Genomic DNA, 20,400 nt, shown 5'->3' on the forward strand with positions numbered 1-20,400 from the left:
ATTAAGAGAATGATTTTTTATTATTTTATTGCTTTGGCATTAGTGATATTTAACTTTCTTAAATAATGAATATCCACGCGAAATGAGAAATTAAAACGTGTTCCATACCTCCACAGCCTCTTCATGATTAAGGCATTACAGGCCTGGTCATTAGGTGGCGATTTATGAATCAAATGTCGGCGTTAAAAGTGCAGATCAGGGCTAACCGGGAGAGCCACGCCAAGAGCACGCCTGAACATTCTGCGTTGTAGCGTATTAAGTCAGAAACTGTAATCAGGTCAAAAAAGGTAAAAACCGGCTGCCTGATTAATCCTCTTTTTGTACAAAATGTGCGGACTTTTCAGAGCAATGATTAATTTCGTGAGATAAATCTCATGCGAATCGACAGGAAAAGACTGTCTGACCCGCGCCGTTACGCTATACCTCTCACGGCATTTAATCAGTTTATCTAATCACTACTTCCTGACGTGTTTTTACAATTCCCTTACGTTAGTTAAAATCTCGTTGATTTTATGTGTCTTAATTTGAAGTTCTTGATGGCCTGAGGAAGGATCATGGTTAACAAAATTACCAGTATAGTCATCGCGATCGTGGCGATTGCGCTGTTGTACATGGGGGAGCACTCCTGCTCGTCGGGGGAAGCGCGTTTTATGCGCTAATGGCAGTGGGTTTACTGATGACGGCCATTTTGTTGTTTCTCAACAAACGCAGTGCGCTGACGCTGTATGCGCTGCTGATGTGGATAACGCTGTGCTGGATTATTTGGGAAGTGGGTTTTGATAAGTGGCAATGGATCCCACGCGGCGATGTGTTTGGGGTGATTGGCCTCTGGCTGGCTTTACCCTGGGTGGTGCGCCCGTTATATCAAGGGCAACGCCGCTTTCATCCGCTGTTAGGAAGCACAGTTATCGTTATGGTTGTGCTGGTGGCCGGGCTTTGTTTCTATGATCCACTTGTTCAGCAGGGCACCATCAATAATGAGCGCACGCCTTCAGCCTCAGAGGGTGCCGGTAATGACTGGAGTGCCTATGGCGGCTCCGGCAATGGCCTGCGTTTCTCGTCACTTAATCAAATCACCAACGATAACGCTAAAAATCTGGAAGTTGCCTGGACTTATCATACCGGTGATGTTCGCCAGTCTGATGATGCGACTGAATATACATTTGAAGCGACGCCGTTAAAGGTCAACGGTATGCTGTATTTCTGTACGCCGCATAATGAAGTGCACGCACTGGACCCAGAAACCGGCGCTGTGAAGTGGAAAACAGCCCCGGACAAAAATCGCTCTTATTTGCAACAGCATCAAACCTGTCGCGGCGTTAGCTATTATGAAAGCACGCCTGTCACCGCGGATAACACTGCCGCTCAGCCTGCACTCTGTCGCAAACGTATTTTTAACGCGACAACAGATGCGCGTCTGATTGCACTGGATGCTGATACAGGTGAACGCTGTGCCGATTTTGGTAAAAACGGTGAAGTAGATTTACATGCCAATATGGGAGAGCTGCGTCCGCATGCTCTGATGCAAACGGCTGCGCCGTTGGTTGCCGGAAATCTGGTTATTGTTGGCGGCTCGGTAATGGATAACGGCTTTAATAGCGGTAATCCATCGGGTGTTATCCGCGCTTATGATGTTATCAGTGGACGCCTGGTCTGGAACTTTGATCCGGCCCATCCTGAAAACACCGCGCCCATTGCGGCTAATGACACCTGGTCTCAGGATACGCCGGTTGCGTGGGGCACACTAAGCGCCGATCTGAAAAATGGTTTAGTGTACGTGCCGTTTGGCAATGCTTCGCCGGATGAGCTGGGTATCGAACGTGATGCTAACAGCAACACCGAGAAGTTTCGTGATGCGCTGGTGGCTCTGGATTTAAAAACCGGTGCTTTCAAATGGCGCTATCAGAGTTCAAATCACGATTTATGGGACCGCGATAATCCATCACAGCCGTCTCTGGTGGATATCAACTATCATAACAATGCTGAACCTGCGGTTATTCTGCCTACCAAAACCGGTAATCTGTTTGTACTCAACCGACTTACGGGTAAACCGGTTTATCCCGTTGAGCAGGTTAAGGTGTCAACTGAAGGCGGAGTTCAGGGCGAAAAATTTGCCCCAACGCAGCCGGTTTCAAGCCTGAATTTTATTCCGCAGCCGTTAACTGAAAAATCAATGTGGGGTGTTTCACCGTTTGATCAGATCACACTCGTCGCGCAGCGTTCCGTCAGCTTCGCTACGATGGTAATCCGTGGACGCCTGCAACTGAAACAGGCTCACTGATTTTCCCGGGTAATATTGGTGTTTTCAACTGGGGTTCCGTTGCAGTAGATCCTCAGCGTCAGATATTAATCGCCGCACCAGTACGCCTGGCCTATAAATACACCCTGATCAAACGTACGCCGCAAACGGCAACGCAACGTATGTTTACCAAAGATGGCCAGCCATACTGGAATGAGAATTTCCATGGTGATTATGCTATCCGCATTCAGCAGTTAGCTTCTGATCTGGGCATTCCCTGTATTGCACCACCGTGGGGACGCATGGTTGGGGTCGATCTCAAAACAGGTAAAACTGAATGGCTTCGCCGTGTGGGTACCACTAAAAATCTGTTGACCAGTTTTCTTCCAGGTCGCTTCCCGATCGGTTTTCCTGTGGGAATGGTAGCGCATGGTGGCCCGCTGGTTACCGCAGGCGATGTTGTGTTCCACGGTGCAACGGCAGATAACTTCTTCCGTGCATATGACAGCAACACTGGCGCATTACTCTGGCAAACCGAGCTCAGCGCAGGCGCGCAGGCTACGCCATCCACTTTTATGGGTAAAGATGGCAAACAGTATGTGGTAATTGCTGCCGGTGGGCACGGTTCGCTCGGGACTCAGGCGGGTGACAGTGTGGTAGCGTTCCGCCTTAAATAACGGCGCAGAAACTGAACGCTTACAGGGATTATTTTCAACCGGTGGCCCAGCGTCACCGGTTTTTTCCTGAAGCAGCGTGAAGGGCCTGGAACAGCATAAAGGGCCTTTTCAACGCTAAAGTAATTCCCTGAGATATAACCACGCGCCTGCCAGTGAGAGCCACGGGCCTAACGGAATAGCCCGGCCCAGCGAGCGGTTGAAAATAAGCTTCGCCGTTAGGGCATAACAGAGACCGCTGGTTGTTGAAATCAGCAACACCAATGGCAGCATCTGCCAGCCAAGCCAGGCACCCAATGCTGCAAGCAGCTTGGCATCACCCATTCCCAGAGCGTCTGTACCACGCAAGCAACGGTAGCCGTTGGCGAATATCCATAACAGCGCGTAACCCAAAGCAGCACCGAATACGGCATCGGCTAAGCTACCTGCCAGCAGGTCAAAAGCATGTAGCAGTAATCCCAGCCAAAGCAGGGGAAGCGTTAACGCATCCGGTAATAACTGATATTCAACGTCTGTCAGGCTTAACGCGAGCAAGCTCCAGATCAATAACAGAGAGAACAGCAGCATCACATTATGAGGCAGTAATGCGGTCAGCAGCAGGCTAATAACAGCGGTACTCGCTTCGATAGCCGGGTAGCGCCAGCCGATGGGCCGTTGACAGGCATGGCATTTTCCCCGCAGCCACAGCCAGCTCAGCAGCGGAATGTTATCGCGCAGGCGCAATGGCGTTTTACAGCCTGGACAATGTGAGCGGGGCCACGATAAAGACAGTGTTGAGTTCGGATCAAGTATACGCTGAGGCAACCGGTAAGCGATAACGGTAATAAAGCTGCCAACAGATAACGCAATCACGCTGCCGGTTAGCCAAATCATTCCTTCGACCATATCCTGTTTCCCTGTTTCCCTGTTTACACCAGCCGTCTGGCGAGTCGATATAATAGGCCGCCAGGCAGGATACAGGGAGCGCAAACTGAGATTTACAAAGGGTTGCATGCAAAATGTCGAGGGATGCCGTAAAGGCGTGACAGCACCTGAGCATAGTGTGGTGCTGTCACGGGAAAAGTGTTACGAAGAGACTTTCACAACCGTCTTACCAAAATTCTTACCGCTTAACATGTCAATAAAAGCCTGCGGGGCATTGTCTAATCCCTCAATAACATGCTCACGGTAGTGAATCTTTTGTTTTCCACCAGAGGCGACATCGCGGATAAAAATTCAGGATAACGGTCGCCATAATCCTGAAAGATAATAAAGCCTTGCATATGAATACGACGCTTAAGGATACCGGCCATGATTAATGGTGTGCGGTCGGGGCCTTCGGGAAGGTCTTTCGAGCTGTAGCCTGAAACCAAACCACATACCGGCACGCGCGCAGCAGTGTTGAGCAGCGGGAATACGGCATCAAATACTTTTCCACCGACATTCTCAAAATAGATATCAATACCGTCCGGACAGGCATTTTTCAGCTGTTCGGCGAAGTCCTCCTGATGGTGATCAAGGCAGGCGTCAAAACCCAGCGTTTCAATGCCATAGCGACACTTTTCCTCACCGCCAGCCACGCCAACCACGCGGCAGCCTTTGAGTTTGGCTAATTGTCCTACCGTTGCGCCAACCGGCCCCGTAGCGGCGGCGACAACCAGGGTTTCACCCGCCTTAGGCTGACCAATATTCATGAGTCCCATGTACGCGGTAAATCCGGGCATACCCAGAATGCCCAACGCCCAGGAAGGATGGGGCAGATCGGTGCCCAGTTTGGTCAAATCGCTGCCATCCGATACGGCATATTCCTGCCATCCGCTTTGCCCGAGGACCCAGTCACCTTGCTGGTAGTCAGGGTGTTCAGAGGCTTCAACCTGGCATACTGTTCCGCCAACCATCGGCTTATCCAGCTCCGCGGGCGGTGCATAAGATTTTCCCTCATCCATACGTCCACGCATGTAAGGATCCAGCGACAAATAGACGGTCCGCAATAACACTTCATTCTGTTTGAGTTCCGGTATTGCGTGTTCGATAAAGCGGAAATTATCTTTTGTCGGTTCGCCGTTAGGGCGTGAAGCCAGAAGCCATGCGTGATTGACGGGAGACTGATTTGGCATTATTTCATCCTTATTCAGGGGAACATTGTAGAAAAACATTTTTGCTTCAACAGAGTGTAGTTTTAGCAGAGGGTAAGCAGATTAGCGGATTGTGGGGCGTGAATTTACAAGGCAGGAGGCTAAAACCGGACGGGGGCTTGCTCTTTAAGATATGTGCTTACGCAATTAAGTTACAACATTCATTAAGCCATAATAAAACACCTGCTGCAAAACCGCAGAATATGAAAACCTCTGCAGGCAAAGCATTATGTTAAATTAAAATGCTTGTCGGGTTGCAAAGCAGGCGGGAGCGGAAAGTCACTGTTCATCGCTTTCAGGTTGCGCTCAATGGCTACGCAAATAGCATCCAGTGGCAAATCATTTGCCGTCATGCCAAAGGGATCTTCCAGCTCTTCAGCCAGTGATTCCAGTGACAAAAAGGTGTAGGAGACAAATACGGATACCAGCGGCGTCATAAAGTGTAAATCCTTTACCAACGCAAACGGCAGCAGAGTACAAAACAGATAGACGGTACGATGCAACATCAGACTGTAAGCAAAAGGAATAGGGGTGGACGCAATGCGCTCACAGCCGCCAAGCACATGAGAGAGCTGATTGAAATTTTTATCAATGCTTTGCCAGACGATATCTGAAATTGCGCCTTTTTCGCGTTGTTCGCCGGACCAAATTCCCATGCACAACAGCAATTGACTGGCTGGCATCGGATTATCCAATACCTGATCGTGCCAGTGCGTTGGCAGCAGGCGCTGCAGATCAGCACGCGCATCGGTTTGACGCAACTGATGTTTAAGGCTCCAGCTAAAGGCTGTCATTATTGCCGCAAATTCTTTTGCTGCCGCTTCATCTGACAACAGACTGCTTTTAATCTGACGTAACAGGGAGCGTTGAGTAATGAGCAACGAGCCCCAAAGAACGCGTGCTTCAGTGAAACGGGCATAACTGGCGTTATTACGAAAACCGAGGAAGATGGCGATAGCCACGCCCAATAAGCTGAAAGGTGCAGTGGTAAGATGAATGCCGAGCGACTCGTACCACTGGTAACTCAGAATAGCGATAACCGACATCAACAGGTTAAGCGACAGGCGAAACAGAATCTTTGAAAGCACCGAACCGTGCCAGTCAAATAAACGACGGAACCAGTGCTGAGATGGACGAACAATCATATAAGTGCGATGCGTTGGGTTTTTATTTTGTGTGGTACAGAGTACGCCGTCATTACAACAAAATCGACTCTGATTGCAGGCGTAATGCCTGGTGAATGTCATTCGGTATGGAACAGCGTGAAGGGCAGAGAAGTAAACACAAAGCGTGGAAAGAAAGAACGAAGCCAGATTTCCAATTTAACATAATATACATTATGCGCACCTGATGTGTAGTAGCAAAGTAGTAATGTCTGCTTTAGGCTAACCTGACATGGCCGCTCTGAAAGAACAGTTTTGGTGACTCGTATCGCACAAGACAGTTACCCGGTTAAGCAGCCTGCAAGCTGACTTAACCTTCGATCAAACCGCCCTGCAAGGCGGTGTTTTCGTTTACAGGGCAAGAGATTACGCGCAGAAAGAAAGGAGCTCAAGAAGATCCTTTCCATCCTGGCAATCTTTCATTACTGAGATGAATGGAGAAACTGATTTCTACCTTTACATCCAGTATCCGAAAGCTTCTTCCCCATGAATTCACAATGATATTTTATGTAATCATTCCATTTAGACTTAGGCATTGGCTGGTCCACACCTCTACCAGCCTCTTTAATAATTATTGCTTTTAGCTCGCGATTTCTCTCGTATGTTTGCTGATACATACAAGCATTTTGACTTATTTTATACTCAGCACCATCATCAGGTGTATATGCACAAATCTCATCCCTGGCTTTAAGCCACAGCTTTTGTGAATGGTTAACTTCAACCTTTATCTCAGGAAACGAATTTATTACAGTTTTATATAAATAATTAAGAGCATCGTCTTCTAGCTTGTAATTATTATAGGAACATCCTTCCAGTTCCGCTGTATTTTCACTCGTGCAATTTTCATAAGCATATGTAGAAAAGCTAAATAAAAACAATAGTATTAACTTCTTCATTCAGATAATCCTTCTTCAAATAGTTTAGCCTCATCCTCTCTTCGAATAATCAAGCCATCAAGCCCCTTGCCAACCCACAGCCTTTTCATTGAACGGAACTGATTAGGAATATCACTCAGGTTCCCTGACACAAAATCATCATGTATATTTTTCATTTCAACACGTGATTCTACGTTTGGTTTATTGAAAGATGTTCCACGGTTAATTACTAGCGAAAGCATTGCACCTTGACAGTGAGGGTGAGTAGTTAAAACCTCAGGGTATGTATCCACAACTATCTGTGCATATTTTGACTTCATCTTCATAGCCAAAGGCACAGCATCTTCTTTGCTAATGGTGATATCGCTTAGCGAAGGAATAATAGCCAGCGCATCACCCCTGTTAGCCCAATAGCTTTTTCGAGCCTAACTAACTGTGAGGAAGTAAAATAATCAGAAAGCATGGATTTCATTTTAGATATAGTTTGTTGCCCTAAATCATAACCATACCCAATAGTGACCCCACTCGCGCTACTGCCTTTAGGTACATAAGGGGATTTTTGATAACCTTCGGCTTTTAGAATTAAATCCGCTGATTTTTTAGATATTCTATAAACACCTAAGCTCGTATCAAAATCGATCGTATCACTAGATCTTTCAGCTACGGCATCAAGAAACACAATCGGATGCATATGCCACAGCGCTTCGCTGCTGCGGACCTCCGGCACATCCTTCATCCACACCAGTTTATTGATAAAATCACGGTTATACAGCGCAATGTCCGGGTATTTCTTCGCCTGTTCATCCAGTGCGACCTTCCACAGAGCTGACATGCCATCCTTCAGCCATTCGCTGTGATGTTTCACCACAAATCGCTGCACCTGATGCTGGATATGCGGCTGCGTGTTATGCAGAAATCGCCACAGTTCGCCGGCATCAATCACACCATCCTGGTTCAGAACCATCTGCTTCAGCAACTTCTGGTACTGCTCGGTGTAGCTCGAGGAATACATATCCCGCGTTTCACCCCGGGCCAGCACTTCCAGCTTTCCGAACACCTGCCGCAGCCAACTCTCTTTCGGCGTCTGGAAAATGCTTTGCGGCGCTTCCTCCTGCTCCAATGGCATAAATCCCCGCTTTTCGAGATCGAACTGATTCGCTCTCTCCACATCCGCCGCCGCCATCCATGCCAGCTCGCCGGGTATGTAATACCAGGTTTTCCCGTCTGCCTCCAGTTTCCGGCACTCGCTTTCCGGGGTGTAACGCTCTGCGGTGCTGGGCGACGGATCGCCACCCACACCGGCCACCACAAACGTATTATCCTGCTCCCGGTGCATCCAGCGGGTTTTATCCGCCAGCGTGTGCAACTCCGCCGACCCGATCGTCACTCCGGCCTTGTTCGCCAGAAAATCCTTCATCCGCACATCCTGGCTGAACACCTCTAGATGGCAGAAGTGCTGTGACCCGCCAGACGAACGCTCATTCAGGCTCAGGTGTCCGATAATCTCCCCGGCTTTCACCGCCGGCGCATCCTCACCGGAAACCGTCACAACCTGATTAAACACCCCGTGCTGACGGGCTGCCTGCATCCACGCCGGCAGCGCATCACCCTGCCGCTTCACAAACTTATCCAGCCCGGAGATCCAGCCAGATTCACCGGTGGATAATCCGCTTTTCGTCCCTTCCGGTACCGACACCACGGACACGAAGAAAAACGGGGCCGGCCTGCCGTTCAGCAGAAATGAAGCCTCCTGTTTAATCTCCACCACGGCACCGCGCGGCAGCGTGGTCTGCGTATCCTGCGGCACCTCATAGTGGCGCAGCGCATCGCGGGGAACGTTGAAGCCCTCCCTCAGTCCGCTGCGTATCCAGCCGGGGGACGGGTTGTCCCGCCTGATTTTCAGGGTACTGACGGTTACTGTCGCAGTCGGCGTGTCCGTGACCCCATACTCAGACAGCGGGGCAATCTGCATCCACAGCGTGTAAAAAACCAGCGCGTTATCGGGCTTGTCTTTATCCGGGGTACAGGTGGACCTGATGAGGACGAAGGTGGAGCTGAATTTCAGCGTCTTTTTTCCGTAGGCCGCCGTCTGATAATCGTCATTCAGCCGCCAGGCCACCACCTGCCCATCGGTCATGCATTTAAGGCCATGGCCGTCCGGTTTAAAGACGGCATTGCCGGCAAAGCCGTCGCAGAGATGAATACCACCGTGCCAGTGCTCTGCCTGCTTCATCAGCCAGTGAGTATCTCCCTCACTCCCCTGCATGGCCGCCATGAATTCCGTTGCCGAACGGTAGCCGTTGATCGGCAGTACCATTTTCATCCTGTTCTCCCTGAATTTATGATGTTTATTTACCCATCATACACAGCACAAAACATAACCAAAAAAATCCAAGAGTTATGATTCAATGATTTACACGCCAAAAAACTGATTTTCACAGGCAATTCCTTATGCTTACCAGGGTTAAATTCTCATCATACATCGGATCAGACTTAACCAGAGTTTCCCTTTAATGATTAATATTGAAGTCCGCTCCCGTCACGGTGACAATTTTCTGGGCCACGTATTCCCGGATGGTCCACAGGAACAGGGTGGATACTGACGTGGCAACTCTGGTCAGCGGCTACTTCTGGGTAATCCAGGAGTTTATCCGCAAACTCAATGGGGTGGCATTACTGAAGTGGGTTCAATTTTGCGGACATGCTGACATGCGCACATCTCACATAACGGATGAGCATCTCGATTTAGTACCAGGCTGTCTCAACTTTACACAACAGATCTCTTTTCTTTGAAGGAAGACAACTTTTCATGAATTTTAATCCAGTTTAATGGTGCACAAGCTGGATATAATTACCCGCCTCAATATTCACCCAGACAAATTATCACGAACCGTATGGACTGACTTAAACCTTACCCGCTTGTTTAAAATGCTCTTAAGGTCAACATGAAAACAGAGACTGAAGTTGCATATGTTGTGAAGGTTTCACAAGCCATTCCCGAGACAACACTGACGGATTTAATCTCGCCTCCCTTACAACTCCCCGCGCTTAAAGATGGCGATCATTATCGATTTCACGTCGCCCTTAAACCCTCAGGCTCAGAATGCAATCTTGATTGCGCTTACTGCTTTTAATCGGTTCAGCGTTATGCCTTAACAGGAAAACTCTTTATGTTAAATAAACTCAAAAAACACTGTTTGCCCGCTGTTTTACTCGCGTGTTTTAGCGGCCAGCTATTCGCCAATGTCAGTGCTGTTTCGCCACAACAGGCGCGTCAGATTGCCCAGGAAGCGTGGCTTTATGGCTACCCAATGACAGAAAATTACAACAGTATTTACGCCTGGGCGCTGGACAAAAATGGCGAGCAATATAAAGGTCCTGTTAATCAAATTAACAATGTTCCTAAGGTTTTTGGTCCGCAAGATACTGGCGTGGTGACGCCAAATTCTGATACACCCTACTCTTACCTGATTATGGATCTCCGCGCTGAACCTTTAGTGGTCACGCTTCCACCGGTTGAACAAGACCGCTATTACTCCTTACAACTGGTGGATCTCTATTCACATAATGTCGACTATTTAGGGACGCGACGCGACGGTAACGCAGGAGGCAAATTTTTAATTGCCGGTCCGGGCTGGCACGGTGAATTACCGAAAGGAATAAAACGAATTGTGGTTAGCCCGACCTCTCTGATGTTTTCACAGTTCCGTACTCAACTTAAATCCCCTGAAGATATTGAGAACGTAAAACAGATTCAGCGTCAGTATAACGTCGAGCCGCTAAGCAGCTATTTAGGCCAAAAAGCTCCAACAACTTCCCCGCAGTAAACTGGCCAGTTATCAGCCGTGACCAAATACCCGATCAGACCTTCTCAACCTTAAATTTCCTGCTTCAGTTTAGCCCGCCGCTACCTTACGAATCGGCCCTGTTACAGCGTTTTAGCCAAATCGGCATTGGGGCGGGCAAACCCTGGCCGCCGGCATTGTCACCCGAGATTTTAGCGGCGATTGCTCAGGGTCAAAAAGATGCAGAAAAAACGCTGGTGTCAACGGCGTTAAAGGTCACCTCCTCCCTTGGCTATTTTGGTACGCCAGAAGAGATGAAAGGAAAATATCTTGAACGCGCTGTGGGGGCGAAACTTGGCCTGTATGGCAATTCCGCAGAAGAAGCGATTTATCCGGCGTGGCAACTGGACAAGGCGGGCCATCCGCTGGATGCTTCAAAAGCCAATTATCAGTTAACATTCGCAGGCGATCAGCTACCGCCGGTTAACGCATTTTGGTCGATTACGATGTATGACGGTAAAACAAAATTCCTGGTCGACAACCCCATCAATCGCTATTTGATTAACTCAGCGATGTTAACCGATCTCAAACGCAATACCGATGGCGGGTTTACGCTCTACCTCCAAAGCCATTCGCCTGGAAAATCCCTGGAATCGAACTGGCTACCCGCGCCAGACGGGCCAATTTATGTGGTTATGCGTCTCTACTTGCCTGGACCCAGCGTGCTGAATGGGCAATGGAAAGTACCATCATTACAAGAAGCTGTTAGATCGGAGAAACCATGAAAAAACAATTATTACTGTTAGCCTGTACGCTGCCGTTTTGCTCTACGCTGGTCGCGGCACCACAGCTCAAAGAAGTCACGCCAGAAACATTTATTCGCGCGGAGTCTGATCGCTATTTTTATAATTTTGCTCAACAGGCTGGCGGCGTGAATAAGTTCTTTTACTATCGCCAACCGCCAGCACTGGCCAGCCAGGGCGTGGTCAGAATGAATAAAGACACGCTGTATTCCTCTGCCATTGTTGATGTACGTAAAGGCGCTACCCTGACCGTGCCTGATTTCCCCGCGAACCGCTATGTTTCAGTTCTGGTGTTAGATAACGATCATTATGCGCAGGACGTTATTTATAAGCCCGGCACCTGGTCGCTGCCGCGTAATACCGATTATGTTTTCCTGGCTATTCGGGTTCAGTTACTCGACTCCGGCAATCCAGCTGATGTTAAAGAAGCTAACCGGATACAGGATGGTTTTGTTCTTCACGCAAACAGCGCCGTGCCTTTTGCAAAGCCTGACTGGGATCCTGCTTCACTCGATAAATTACGCGCAGAATATGAAAAGCAATTTTCAACGTTTGAACGCTACCCGGATGAATGGCAAGGGCCACGCGGTCAGGTTAATGATGAAAGTCGCCGTCTGGCCGCTGCGGGCGCGTGGGGTCTGTTTGCTAATAAAGATGCGACCTACATTAACTACAATGCCCACCTTCCGGCAGATCAATGTTACACAGCAACGTATCAGGTGCCAGAAAATAAAGCCTTTTGGTCAGTCACTGTCTATGGAGCTGATGGCTATATGAAAAGTGACAATGCCGTGCTGAACGGAAATAACGTCAAGCTGAATTCTGACGGCAGCTTTACCACCTACTTTGGTTCACGCGACGCATGCGGCGAGGTGGATAACCGTCTGGACATCAGTGATGGATGGAATTTCCTGATGCGCGTTTATCGGCCAGGCCCTTCAGTATTGAAAGGCGAATATACCCTGCCTGATGTAAAACCGGTGACCAAATAACCCATTATGGGGCAGCCACGGCTGCCCTGTTTTTTGCTGAGCCTTTACTGCTTTGATGTTAATGCATCCTGTTTTAAGGAAATAATATGTGTGTTGTAACTAAAGGCGTTACTGTCTCATTATGAACACAACCGGCGCGTTTTACTGCCGGATAAGCGCACAAGCTTTATCGAGTAAAAAAGGACGCAGATACCCTACCGTGTTCGACAGCAACAGGACATCTTCAGACAACGTTATATTAAGCACTTCGCTTAGATAGGTTTTCCGGCTTTGCATTCTGGCCCAGACATCAGGAAAATCGGTCGCTAACCTGCTTTGCAATGCGCCATCGGCAAGCGCAACCGTATCTTCAATACTGCAACCGCCATAGCCGGGTAAAGACGGGATGATATCGATTTGCAACAGCATGCCACTCTCAAGCGCAATAGCTGAATGTTTATCTATCGGCGAACAGAGCCACTCTTCATCCGCCACCAGGTGTCCTGGATTCAAATGCCAGTTCCACTTCTCTTTCGGTAAGACATGCTCAATGGCAGCATAAAGTTCTCCGCCGGTGATGCCAATACGCAAACTTTCCAGCCATGTCACCACGGCATGGTAGTAAGGGATAGCCAGCCGGGTGAGCCAGTCAGAAACGTTTTCAGGCAGATCGCTGGCCGCCGCAACCACATAAGCGGATCGGCTGGTTAACCCCCTTTATAACCAACGGTAAGCGACATCTTATCCCCCGTTGAATAAGCTTGTCTGAGGGATAAAGATTAGCGTGGGTGAAACGATCGCCCGTCGCCGCAATGGTGATGACAGTGTTCGGCTGTCCATCTGCCATCAGCAATTGCCCAATTTCTTTTTCAGTTTTGCCCGGTGCCACGGCGTCCAGGGCAGAAAGCATAGCGCCAGAAGCGAGACTGGCGCCATATTCATAAAAAGCGAGCTCATCTGCCCGATTCAGGCGCCGGGCACCATATTCAGGCGAGATAAAAATTCCGGTGGCGTTGATGACCTTCTCTGCCCCACCAGCAGCCTGTTTAATTGCCTCGAAGATAAAAGCTGGTACATCAAACAGCGGCGTCTGCTGTCCGGTAAACAGCTTCCAGCCCACTACCCCTGTTTTGTTACCCGGCATCACCCCTGCGCGCGCCAGTAACGCGGAGAGTGGCCGATCGTTTTCCATGGGTTGATTAGGCAGAGAAAAAACCGGAGCATGCAGACAGGCACCTGAAAGACGGGCAAAAGGAACCAGTTTGAGGTTCTCATTGCCCATGATGTAAGTCAGCTCGCCTTTTTCACTGACCACCAGCAACGCCTCTTCGAAGCGCGGAATAAACCCTGCCAGGTACTCAAAATTTCCACCGTGCTCTTTATCTGCGTAAATAACCAGGTGGTTGAGTCCCTGTAACCTCATTAACCGCACGATTTCGGCAAGTCGCTGCTTCATCGTCTCACTGGCAAGAAAATGGCGACGAGCGTGACGAAAGACATGCGGTGGCGGGATCTTCTTTAAGACGTAGCGGCAATGTGATTTCATGGTGTTGACCTGTAAACGTGGTTATTAAGCAGGTTAATACACTAACCTGCACAGTAATAACCGGGATCACATCAATAAAGCCGCTGTTCCGGAATAAAGTCCCTTAGCTATTTTTCACCCGCACCACGTCAGCCATGACTGACAAGGCGATCTCTGCGGGCGTTTTACTGCCGATCCGCATGCCAACCGGAGCCTGAATACGTGAAAGCTCATCACTGTTCAGCCCACCGAACTCGACCAGGCGCTGTCGGCGCTTTGCGCTGTTTTTAGCTGATCCCATTACCCCCAGATAAAAAGCGGGTGTATTTACCGCCTCCATCATGGTGAGCTCATCAATACGCGGATCGTGTGTCAGTGACAAAATAGCGACTTTACTGCTGATCTCATGGGTTTCCAGCCATTTGGCAGGATGCTGCGGAACAATGCTGACATTAAAATCTGCGCCGAAATGACGCTCAATTTCAGCAAGCTGCTCTGCCCGGTATTCACAAACGGTGACCCTGAATCCGAGGATCAATGCCAGCCGGATACACTCAAACGCCACGACCGAGTAGCCCGCAATGAGCAGCACGGGTACGGCTCCGACCGGGATCACGACCTGTTGCGGATCGTGAGATAAGGCGGGCAGCCTTTGATCTGGCGGCACAGTGTGCCACTGCGCCCGTTGCCCCACACACAGCTTTTTAACCAGGTGTTGTTTACCTGTTAGCGCGGCCTGCATAGCCTCAAGCAGTTTCAGACTCTCTTCATCAGCAGGCAGGTTTTCAATCAATACGTCTACACTGCCACCGCAGGGCAACACGACACTGGGACGCAAGCCTCCCTCTCCATAGCGCACAATCTCACTGCATTCGCGATAAGCGCCTGATGAGAGTTGTTGCAGAAAATCTTCTTCAATGCAGCCGCCGGAAAGCGAGCCGCAATGCTCTCCCAGATGATTAATCACCATCATGGTGCCAGGCGCACGCGGTGAGGAACCATAGGTATGTAAAACGGTACATAACCAGACAGACTGCTGCGCCTGATGCCACGCCAGCGCGCACTCAATAACACGTTGATCAAGCGTGATCATGTTTTTCTCCCGTTAACATAGCCGGATAATCGACGTCGCTGAGACAGCCCGGATCGTTCAGGGCAAGGAGCCGGGGTGGATGGGTAAGCAAAAGCGAGCGGGCACCTTCATCATTTTTTAACCCCACCAGCTGCGCATAAAAAAGCCTGGCTGAACCCCACAGGGTGGCCTGGCTGACCATGTACAACCGGACGAACAATCGGTGAAGATTTCAGGGCAGTTATCACTGCCTGATAACTCGACGTCTGAAGCCAGGGCATATCCCCTAACGCAATAATCCAGCCCTGATATTCAGCCGTTGCCCTTACCCCAGCCGCGATGGATTCGCCCAGCCCATCGCTCTGACAATCAATCCGCTGACAGCCCTGCAAAAGAGAATGGATATTCGCCTCTTCAGGCCGCGTAACCACATACACATCTTCACCCGTTTCCAGCGCCTGATGCAGCGTATGGCTGAGAAGCGGGATGCCATCAATCTCAGCCAGCAACTTGTTTCCGCCGCCGTGCTGGCGAAAACGCCGTCCCAGGCCGGCAGCCATAATCAAAATTGCAATGTTCATGAGCAGCGCACTCTTCAATAAGCGCAGGGCGATCCCCTGCGCATTCAGGTATCAGACCAGTTTATCCAGCGTGATCGGCAAATCGCGCACACGTTTTCCCGTGGCGTGGAACACAGCATTACTGATAGCAGCAGCGACGCCAACAATGCCAAGCTCCCCAGCCGCCTTACCGCCCAAAGTCGTGGCTTTATAATCGGGTTCACCCACATCAATCGTCGTGATTTCTGGCACATCTGCATTCACAGCAACCAGATAATCGGCGAGATTATTATTGATTACCCTGCCGTTTCGCGGATCGATCATCCCTTCTTCCAGCAAAGCCTGGCCCAGCCCCATGACCATTCCACCAATCCACTGGCTTCGCGCCAGCGCAGGGTTATAGAGGCGTCCACTGTCAAAAGCGCCGACCATGCGCCGGACGCGCACCGTGCCGAAATCTTCGTCAACGGCGACTTCAACATACAGCGCACTCCAGCTGTGGGCTGACACCTCTTCCGGACGGGTGATGGTGCTCAGGCTGCTCATTAATTTATCACGCTCCGCAGGAGTGGCCCCTTCGTCAAAGGTATTCGCAGAAATTTCCAGCGCAGGCATACCCGACAGGCGCAGCAGATCGGCAAAGGTAACCTGACGACTGGGCCGCAGGGTCATGGCAACCGCATTATCCATGATCACCAGTTTGTCGCGCGGCGTACCGTACAGCGGCGAGTCTGGCGTATCAACAGCCAGGGTAAATAGCCGCTCGCGCACCGCCAGTGCGGTTTTGAATACCGCCGCCGTGAGATTTCCCGCCAGCTGAGAACCGCCCGCAACACCCGCTAAAGGCAGCCGGGTATCTCCCAGCTCTACGCTTATCCTCTCCTGTGGAATGTTTAAAACCTCGGCTGCCGTCTGGGCAAGAATGGTATAGGTGCCGGTGCCAATATCCGCGCCAGAACTTTTCACCGTCAGCTGTCCATCGGGTTGCAGAATTAACATCGCTTCGGCGGGCTGCTGGTTAACCGGGTAGGTGCCGGACGCCATTCCCCAGCCAATCAGTTCGCGCCCTTCACGCATTGAGCGTGGTGCCATGGGACGTTTGCTCCAGCCAAAAGCGTCAGCCCCCTTTTGATACGCCTCTTTTAGCCTGCGGGAACTCCAGGGCTTGTTAAGTTCGTAATCATGATCGGCCCAGTTGATCAGACGCAACGCCAGCGGATCGATATTCAGCGCACTGGCCATCTCATCCATGGCAACTTCAATGCCAAATGCGCTGGGGTTTTCGCCCGGTGCCCGCATCCAGCCCGGCGTCGCCGTATTGATCGGCACAACGCTATGATGAGAGGTGACGTTTTCGATCCCATACATGCGCGCAGTGACGCGGTTGGTGCCCTCAGCGAAAACATCTTCCAGAGAGGTTTCGTTGTAGCCGTGATGAATGATCGACAAAATCTTGCCCTCTTGCGTTGCCCCCATTTCCAGCGTTTGGTGGGTTGACGCGCGACCGCCAAAGCCGGTGAAGGTTTGCGGACGTGTCAGGACAACTTTGACCGGGCGCTTTAACGCACGCGCAGCCGCGCAGGGCCAGCGCAACGTGGGTGGCGGGTGAGGCTTTTGAGCCAAATCCGCCGCCCACGTAGGGCGAGATAATCTCAATATCATGGCTGTCGATTCCCATCCAGTTGGCAATTTCAGCGCGCGCTCCGGCCACCCACTGGCTTGGCTCCCATACCGTTAATTTGCTGCCTTGCCATTGCGCAATACAGCCGTGCGGCTCCATCGGCTGGTTATATTCACGTGGTGTAACGTATTCAGCGCGGATCCTGACATCCGCCCTCTCCATCGCTTCTTTGGCATGACCGATATTGATGGCCAGTGATTCCTGATCCTGTGGCTTAGCGCCTTTATCTTCAGGAAAGATCAGCGCAGGCGTTTCCGCGTACTTAACCTTAACCAGCGATGCAGCATAGGTTGCCTGCTCAAACGTTTCGGCTACTACCAGCGCAATGTTTTGCCCGTTATGAATAATGCGATCGTGTTGAATCGGTGTGTAAGTTGTCTGAGCGGCACCACCATCGGCTATGGCATCGGGCTTGTTGATTTTCAGGCTATTGAGATGGGAGTAAATCGCAATGACGCCCTGCGCATTTTGCGCCTCACGGGTATCCATTTCGGTAATACGTCCACTCGGAATGGTTGACTGCACCACCACGCCATAAAGTAAATTTTCGCGGGAATGTTCAGCCGCATAGGTGGCTTTGCCCGTTACTTTAAGCGTACCGTCTTTGCGCTGTGGCACGGCACCTAATCCCTGTTGCGGTCTCTCTTTCTCTGACAGTGGTAGTTGATTTTGCTGTACAGCGCGAACACTTTTCACAGGTAGACCTCCGGCTGCGACCACCGAAACCGCGGCAGTCGCTTTAAGCAGATTTCTTCGCGTTTTGTCTGGTAAATGTTTCATGACACCTTTTCTGCAGCAATTAACAAAGCCCGACTGATAACGCGAGGGACAAGAACGATTTTGGCATGGTTATGCGTTAACGCTTTGGCATTCAGCACCGCCCGTTCGGCAGCCTGACGGATCAGCGTTTCGCTAAAGGGTTTGCCGCGCAACGCCTCTTCAACCTCGTCAGCACGCCAGGGCTTAGTCGCAACGCCCCCCAGCGCAATACGGATATCGCTAATGGTATCGCCATGCATCTCAAGCCCCACGGCCGCACTGGCCGCCGCGAATTCATAAGAGGCGCGGTCGCGCACTTTCATATAGTGAGAGTGCTTCAGGGCGGAGGATAAAGGCACTTCTACTGCCACAATCATTTCGTCAGCGGCAATATCATGCTCCAGATGAGGCGTGTGTTGCGGCAGCAGAAAAAACATTTCTACCGGTACGCGACGCTCCTGCTGTTGCGCATTGCGTAAGACAATCTGCGCGTCAAAGGCGGTTAAGGCGACGGCTAAATCGCCCGGATAGACGGCAACACAGGCTTCGCTGCCGCCTAAAATGGCATGCCCGCGGTTAATCCCGTCCAGTGCAGAGCAACCGGAACCCGGCTGACGTTTATTACAGGCTGGAAAGGTAGCAGGATCGCGAAAGTAGGCGCAGCGAGTACGCTGGCGTAAATTGCCGCCAATGGTGGCCATGTTGCGCAGTTGCGGTGACGCCGCCTGCCATAAACTGTCATAGATAGCAGGAGCCCGCCGCTGACATTCAGCATGCGATGCCAGTTCGCTCATGCGCACCAGCGCGCCAATCCGCATGGTGTTCTGTGTGAAGGTAATATCACGCAATGCTTTCAGGCGAGAAATATCCACCAGCTGCTGTGGATCTTCTACATTGCATTTCATTAAATCGAGTATCGTTGTCCCTCCCGCTAAAAACCGGGACGGGCCAGAAGCGTTCAGGTTAATCGCGTCATCGACAGACGTCGGCGTTTTGAAAATAAACGTATTCATGTGGATTCTCCTGACATCTGGGCCGCAGCCTGCTTAACCGCTTCGACAATGTGAGGATAGGCACCACAACGGCAAATGTTGCCGCTCATGTATTCGCGGATTTCCGCATCGCTGCCAGCATGGCCCTCTTTGATGCAGGAGACCGCCGACATAATCTGGCCCGGTGTGCAGTAGCCACACTGGAAGGCATCGTTAGCCAAAAAGCAGGCCTGCACCGGATGCAGCGTGCCCTCTTTTTCAGCCAGTCCTTCAATGGTGGTGACGTGTCCGCCTTCAGCCTGTGCAGCTAATGTCAGACAGCTCAACACTCGCTTGCCATCCAGGTGTACGGTGCAGGCACCGCACTGCCCCTGATCGCAGCCCTTTTTCGTACCCGTCAGCTGCAAATGCTCACGTAGCGCATCCAGCAGCGTCACTCTTGGATCGATCTCAAACCGATGCGGTTCATCGTTGATGATCAATTGAATCGCGATTTTCTCAGACATTGCTTTTACCTGTTCCAGTGAAGGGAAATTCAAACCCAGTGGCATCGCATTACCAGGTTGCTCACTACCCGCAGGGTGCGGAAAGGGTTCGATACTGAAGATCAAAGGTGCTAACGCAGCACGAGCCTGGTTTATGTTATGAAGCCCGGCAGAAAACCTTTGATAATCATCAATCTTGCTGACACGGTAAAACCACACTTTTTACAGTGGGTTCTAAAAATCCTAACAGAAATATTTACGTTGATTATGCCGCTCTGTTAATCAGGCTATTTAGCTGCGCTAATAAATGAGCCACAGCGGAAAAAGCCGCACGTAAGGTTAACTTTTTACCGCTGCGCCAGCTTTTGCTGACAGAAAGAAAGGTTTTTTTACACAATGGGTTTACAGAGAAGCACAAATTGCGTTGGGATGAATTGTTATTAAATATTTCACATTGGAAGAAAGTGTAAAACCAGCGCCCAATTTTATTGTCAGCAGAGAGAGTTGATAAAAGCAGACAGAAATGATGAAGAATAAATTCTTTATTAGCGTGCGGAGCCTGAAACGCGATTAATTGTCTGGCTAATTTGCTTCGGAAATATGGCCAAACAGCGTTATGTCGCTGCGTTTATTTACGCTGCGCTTGCCAGTGACCATATTTAAATATCGCTCTGCTGTTCAATTAGTCAGCTGTCAGATGTG

15 protein-coding genes and 4 pseudogenes are annotated in these 20,400 nt (G+C 50.3%); 6 read left to right on the forward strand and 13 right to left on the reverse strand.

Translation table 11 applies throughout. The features are described 5' to 3' along the window. The first annotated feature begins 554 nt into the window (after positions 1–554). A pseudogene (locus O3W44_RS03690) lies at positions 555–2,916 on the forward strand (membrane-bound PQQ-dependent dehydrogenase, glucose/quinate/shikimate family). A gap of 114 nt (positions 2,917–3,030) precedes the next feature. Here the strand turns inward: O3W44_RS03690 and O3W44_RS03700 are convergent. Next, on the reverse strand, positions 3,031–3,798 hold the full coding sequence (locus O3W44_RS03700) for a prepilin peptidase (protein ID WP_269292032.1): 768 nt from the start codon (positions 3,796–3,798) through the stop codon (positions 3,031–3,033). Between the two features lie 180 nt (positions 3,799–3,978). After that, a pseudogene (locus O3W44_RS03705) lies at positions 3,979–5,009 on the reverse strand (NADP-dependent oxidoreductase). On the opposite strand from O3W44_RS03705, the gene O3W44_RS03710 reads away from it, so the two are divergent. Then, positions 5,003–5,263: a hypothetical protein gene (locus O3W44_RS03710; protein WP_269292033.1), complete on the forward strand. Its 261-nt coding sequence runs from the start codon at positions 5,003–5,005 to the stop codon at positions 5,261–5,263. The pseudogene O3W44_RS03705 and the gene O3W44_RS03710 sit on opposite strands and share 7 nt — an antisense overlap. Here O3W44_RS03710 and O3W44_RS03715 read toward each other — a convergent pair. The 4 genes from O3W44_RS03715 to O3W44_RS03730 all read right to left on the reverse strand — a co-directional run bounded on the left by O3W44_RS03715 (position 5,255) and on the right by O3W44_RS03730 (position 9,388). Beyond that, positions 5,255–6,172 (reverse strand): bestrophin family protein, encoded by a 918-nt coding sequence (locus O3W44_RS03715; RefSeq protein WP_269292034.1) that lies wholly within the window; start codon positions 6,170–6,172, stop codon positions 5,255–5,257. The genes O3W44_RS03710 and O3W44_RS03715 overlap by 9 nt on opposite strands. Positions 6,173–6,612: 440 nt before the next feature. Further along, on the reverse strand, positions 6,613–7,086 hold the full coding sequence (locus O3W44_RS03720; RefSeq protein WP_269292035.1) for a lysozyme inhibitor LprI family protein: 474 nt from the start codon (positions 7,084–7,086) through the stop codon (positions 6,613–6,615). Then, a complete protein-coding gene (locus tag O3W44_RS03725) occupies positions 7,083–7,403 on the reverse strand; it encodes a hypothetical protein (protein WP_269292036.1) in 321 nt (106 codons plus the stop codon). The genes O3W44_RS03720 and O3W44_RS03725 overlap by 4 nt, the downstream gene beginning before the upstream one ends. Before the next feature lie 29 nt (positions 7,404–7,432). Beyond that, complete coding sequence (locus O3W44_RS03730) at positions 7,433–9,388, reverse strand: pesticin C-terminus-like muramidase (protein WP_269292037.1); 1,956 nt, start codon at positions 9,386–9,388, stop codon at positions 7,433–7,435. A 190-nt stretch (positions 9,389–9,578) separates the two neighbouring features. On the opposite strand from O3W44_RS03730, the gene O3W44_RS03735 reads away from it, so the two are divergent. The 4 genes from O3W44_RS03735 (at position 9,579) to O3W44_RS03750 (ending at position 12,645) form a co-directional block, all read left to right on the forward strand. Next, positions 9,579–9,668 (forward strand): peptide-methionine (R)-S-oxide reductase, encoded by a 90-nt coding sequence (locus tag O3W44_RS03735; protein WP_269292038.1) that lies wholly within the window; start codon positions 9,579–9,581, stop codon positions 9,666–9,668. A 567-nt stretch (positions 9,669–10,235) separates the two neighbouring features. Continuing rightward, positions 10,236–10,892 carry a DUF1254 domain-containing protein gene (locus O3W44_RS03740; protein ID WP_269292039.1) on the forward strand — a complete coding sequence of 219 codons (657 nt, stop codon included), beginning with the start codon at positions 10,236–10,238 and terminating at the stop codon, positions 10,890–10,892. Between the two features lie 155 nt (positions 10,893–11,047). After that, positions 11,048–11,635: a DUF1214 domain-containing protein gene (locus O3W44_RS03745; protein ID WP_269292040.1), complete on the forward strand. Its 588-nt coding sequence runs from the start codon at positions 11,048–11,050 to the stop codon at positions 11,633–11,635. Beyond that, positions 11,632–12,645 carry a DUF1254 domain-containing protein gene (locus O3W44_RS03750; RefSeq protein ID WP_269292041.1) on the forward strand — a complete coding sequence of 338 codons (1,014 nt, stop codon included), beginning with the start codon at positions 11,632–11,634 and terminating at the stop codon, positions 12,643–12,645. Before O3W44_RS03745 ends, O3W44_RS03750 begins: the two co-directional genes overlap by 4 nt. Before the next feature lie 141 nt (positions 12,646–12,786). On the opposite strand, the pseudogene O3W44_RS03755 reads toward O3W44_RS03750, so the two are convergent. From O3W44_RS03755 to O3W44_RS03785, 7 genes and pseudogenes are all read right to left on the reverse strand, one after another. Continuing rightward, positions 12,787–14,170: pseudogene (locus O3W44_RS03755) on the reverse strand (M24 family metallopeptidase). A 103-nt stretch (positions 14,171–14,273) separates the two neighbouring features. Beyond that, positions 14,274–15,242: an XdhC family protein gene (locus O3W44_RS03760; RefSeq protein ID WP_269292042.1), complete on the reverse strand. Its 969-nt coding sequence runs from the start codon at positions 15,240–15,242 to the stop codon at positions 14,274–14,276. Between the two features lie 110 nt (positions 15,243–15,352). Continuing rightward, positions 15,353–15,802, reverse strand: a complete 450-nt coding sequence (locus O3W44_RS03765; protein WP_269292043.1) for a nucleotidyltransferase family protein — start codon at positions 15,800–15,802, stop codon at positions 15,353–15,355. 51 nt (positions 15,803–15,853) lie between these two features. Next, entirely contained in the window at positions 15,854–17,443 is a 1,590-nt protein-coding gene (locus O3W44_RS03770; RefSeq protein ID WP_269292044.1) for a xanthine dehydrogenase family protein molybdopterin-binding subunit, read from the reverse strand. Then, positions 17,421–18,242, reverse strand: a pseudogene (locus O3W44_RS03775) (xanthine dehydrogenase family protein molybdopterin-binding subunit); the annotation flags it as partial. The pseudogene O3W44_RS03775 and the gene O3W44_RS03770, both read right to left, overlap by 23 nt. Further along, positions 18,239–19,234, reverse strand: a complete 996-nt coding sequence (locus O3W44_RS03780) for an FAD binding domain-containing protein (RefSeq protein WP_269292045.1) — start codon at positions 19,232–19,234, stop codon at positions 18,239–18,241. The pseudogene O3W44_RS03775 and the gene O3W44_RS03780, both read right to left, overlap by 4 nt. After that, entirely contained in the window at positions 19,231–19,719 is a 489-nt protein-coding gene (locus tag O3W44_RS03785) for a (2Fe-2S)-binding protein (protein ID WP_269292046.1), read from the reverse strand. Before O3W44_RS03785 ends, O3W44_RS03780 begins: the two co-directional genes overlap by 4 nt. Between the last annotated feature and the right edge of the window lie 681 nt (positions 19,720–20,400).

It is taken from the genome of Pantoea sp. LMR881 (assembly GCF_027157825.1).
Classification (GTDB): domain Bacteria; phylum Pseudomonadota; class Gammaproteobacteria; order Enterobacterales; family Enterobacteriaceae; genus Pantoea; species Pantoea haifensis.

Excerpts from the sequence above, each read along its gene's own strand:
- O3W44_RS03700 (WP_269292032.1), bottom strand. The coding sequence starts at position 3,798 with ATGGTCGAAGGAATGATTTGGCTAACCGGCAGCGTGATTGCGTTATCT.
- O3W44_RS03715 (WP_269292034.1), bottom strand. The coding sequence starts at position 6,172 with ATGATTGTTCGTCCATCTCAGCACTGGTTCCGTCGTTTATTTGACTGG.
- O3W44_RS03720 (WP_269292035.1), bottom strand. The coding sequence starts at position 7,086 with ATGAAGAAGTTAATACTATTGTTTTTATTTAGCTTTTCTACATATGCT.
- O3W44_RS03730 (WP_269292037.1), bottom strand. The coding sequence starts at position 9,388 with ATGAAAATGGTACTGCCGATCAACGGCTACCGTTCGGCAACGGAATTC.
- O3W44_RS03735 (WP_269292038.1), top strand. The coding sequence starts at position 9,579 with ATGATTAATATTGAAGTCCGCTCCCGTCACGGTGACAATTTTCTGGGC.
- O3W44_RS03740 (WP_269292039.1), top strand. The coding sequence starts at position 10,236 with ATGTTAAATAAACTCAAAAAACACTGTTTGCCCGCTGTTTTACTCGCG.
- O3W44_RS03750 (WP_269292041.1), top strand. The coding sequence starts at position 11,632 with ATGAAAAAACAATTATTACTGTTAGCCTGTACGCTGCCGTTTTGCTCT.
- O3W44_RS03760 (WP_269292042.1), bottom strand. The coding sequence starts at position 15,242 with ATGATCACGCTTGATCAACGTGTTATTGAGTGCGCGCTGGCGTGGCAT.
- O3W44_RS03765 (WP_269292043.1), bottom strand. The coding sequence starts at position 15,802 with ATGAACATTGCAATTTTGATTATGGCTGCCGGCCTGGGACGGCGTTTT.
- O3W44_RS03770 (WP_269292044.1), bottom strand. The coding sequence starts at position 17,443 with ATGATATTGAGATTATCTCGCCCTACGTGGGCGGCGGATTTGGCTCAA.
- O3W44_RS03780 (WP_269292045.1), bottom strand. The coding sequence starts at position 19,234 with ATGAATACGTTTATTTTCAAAACGCCGACGTCTGTCGATGACGCGATT.
- O3W44_RS03785 (WP_269292046.1), bottom strand. The coding sequence starts at position 19,719 with ATGTCTGAGAAAATCGCGATTCAATTGATCATCAACGATGAACCGCAT.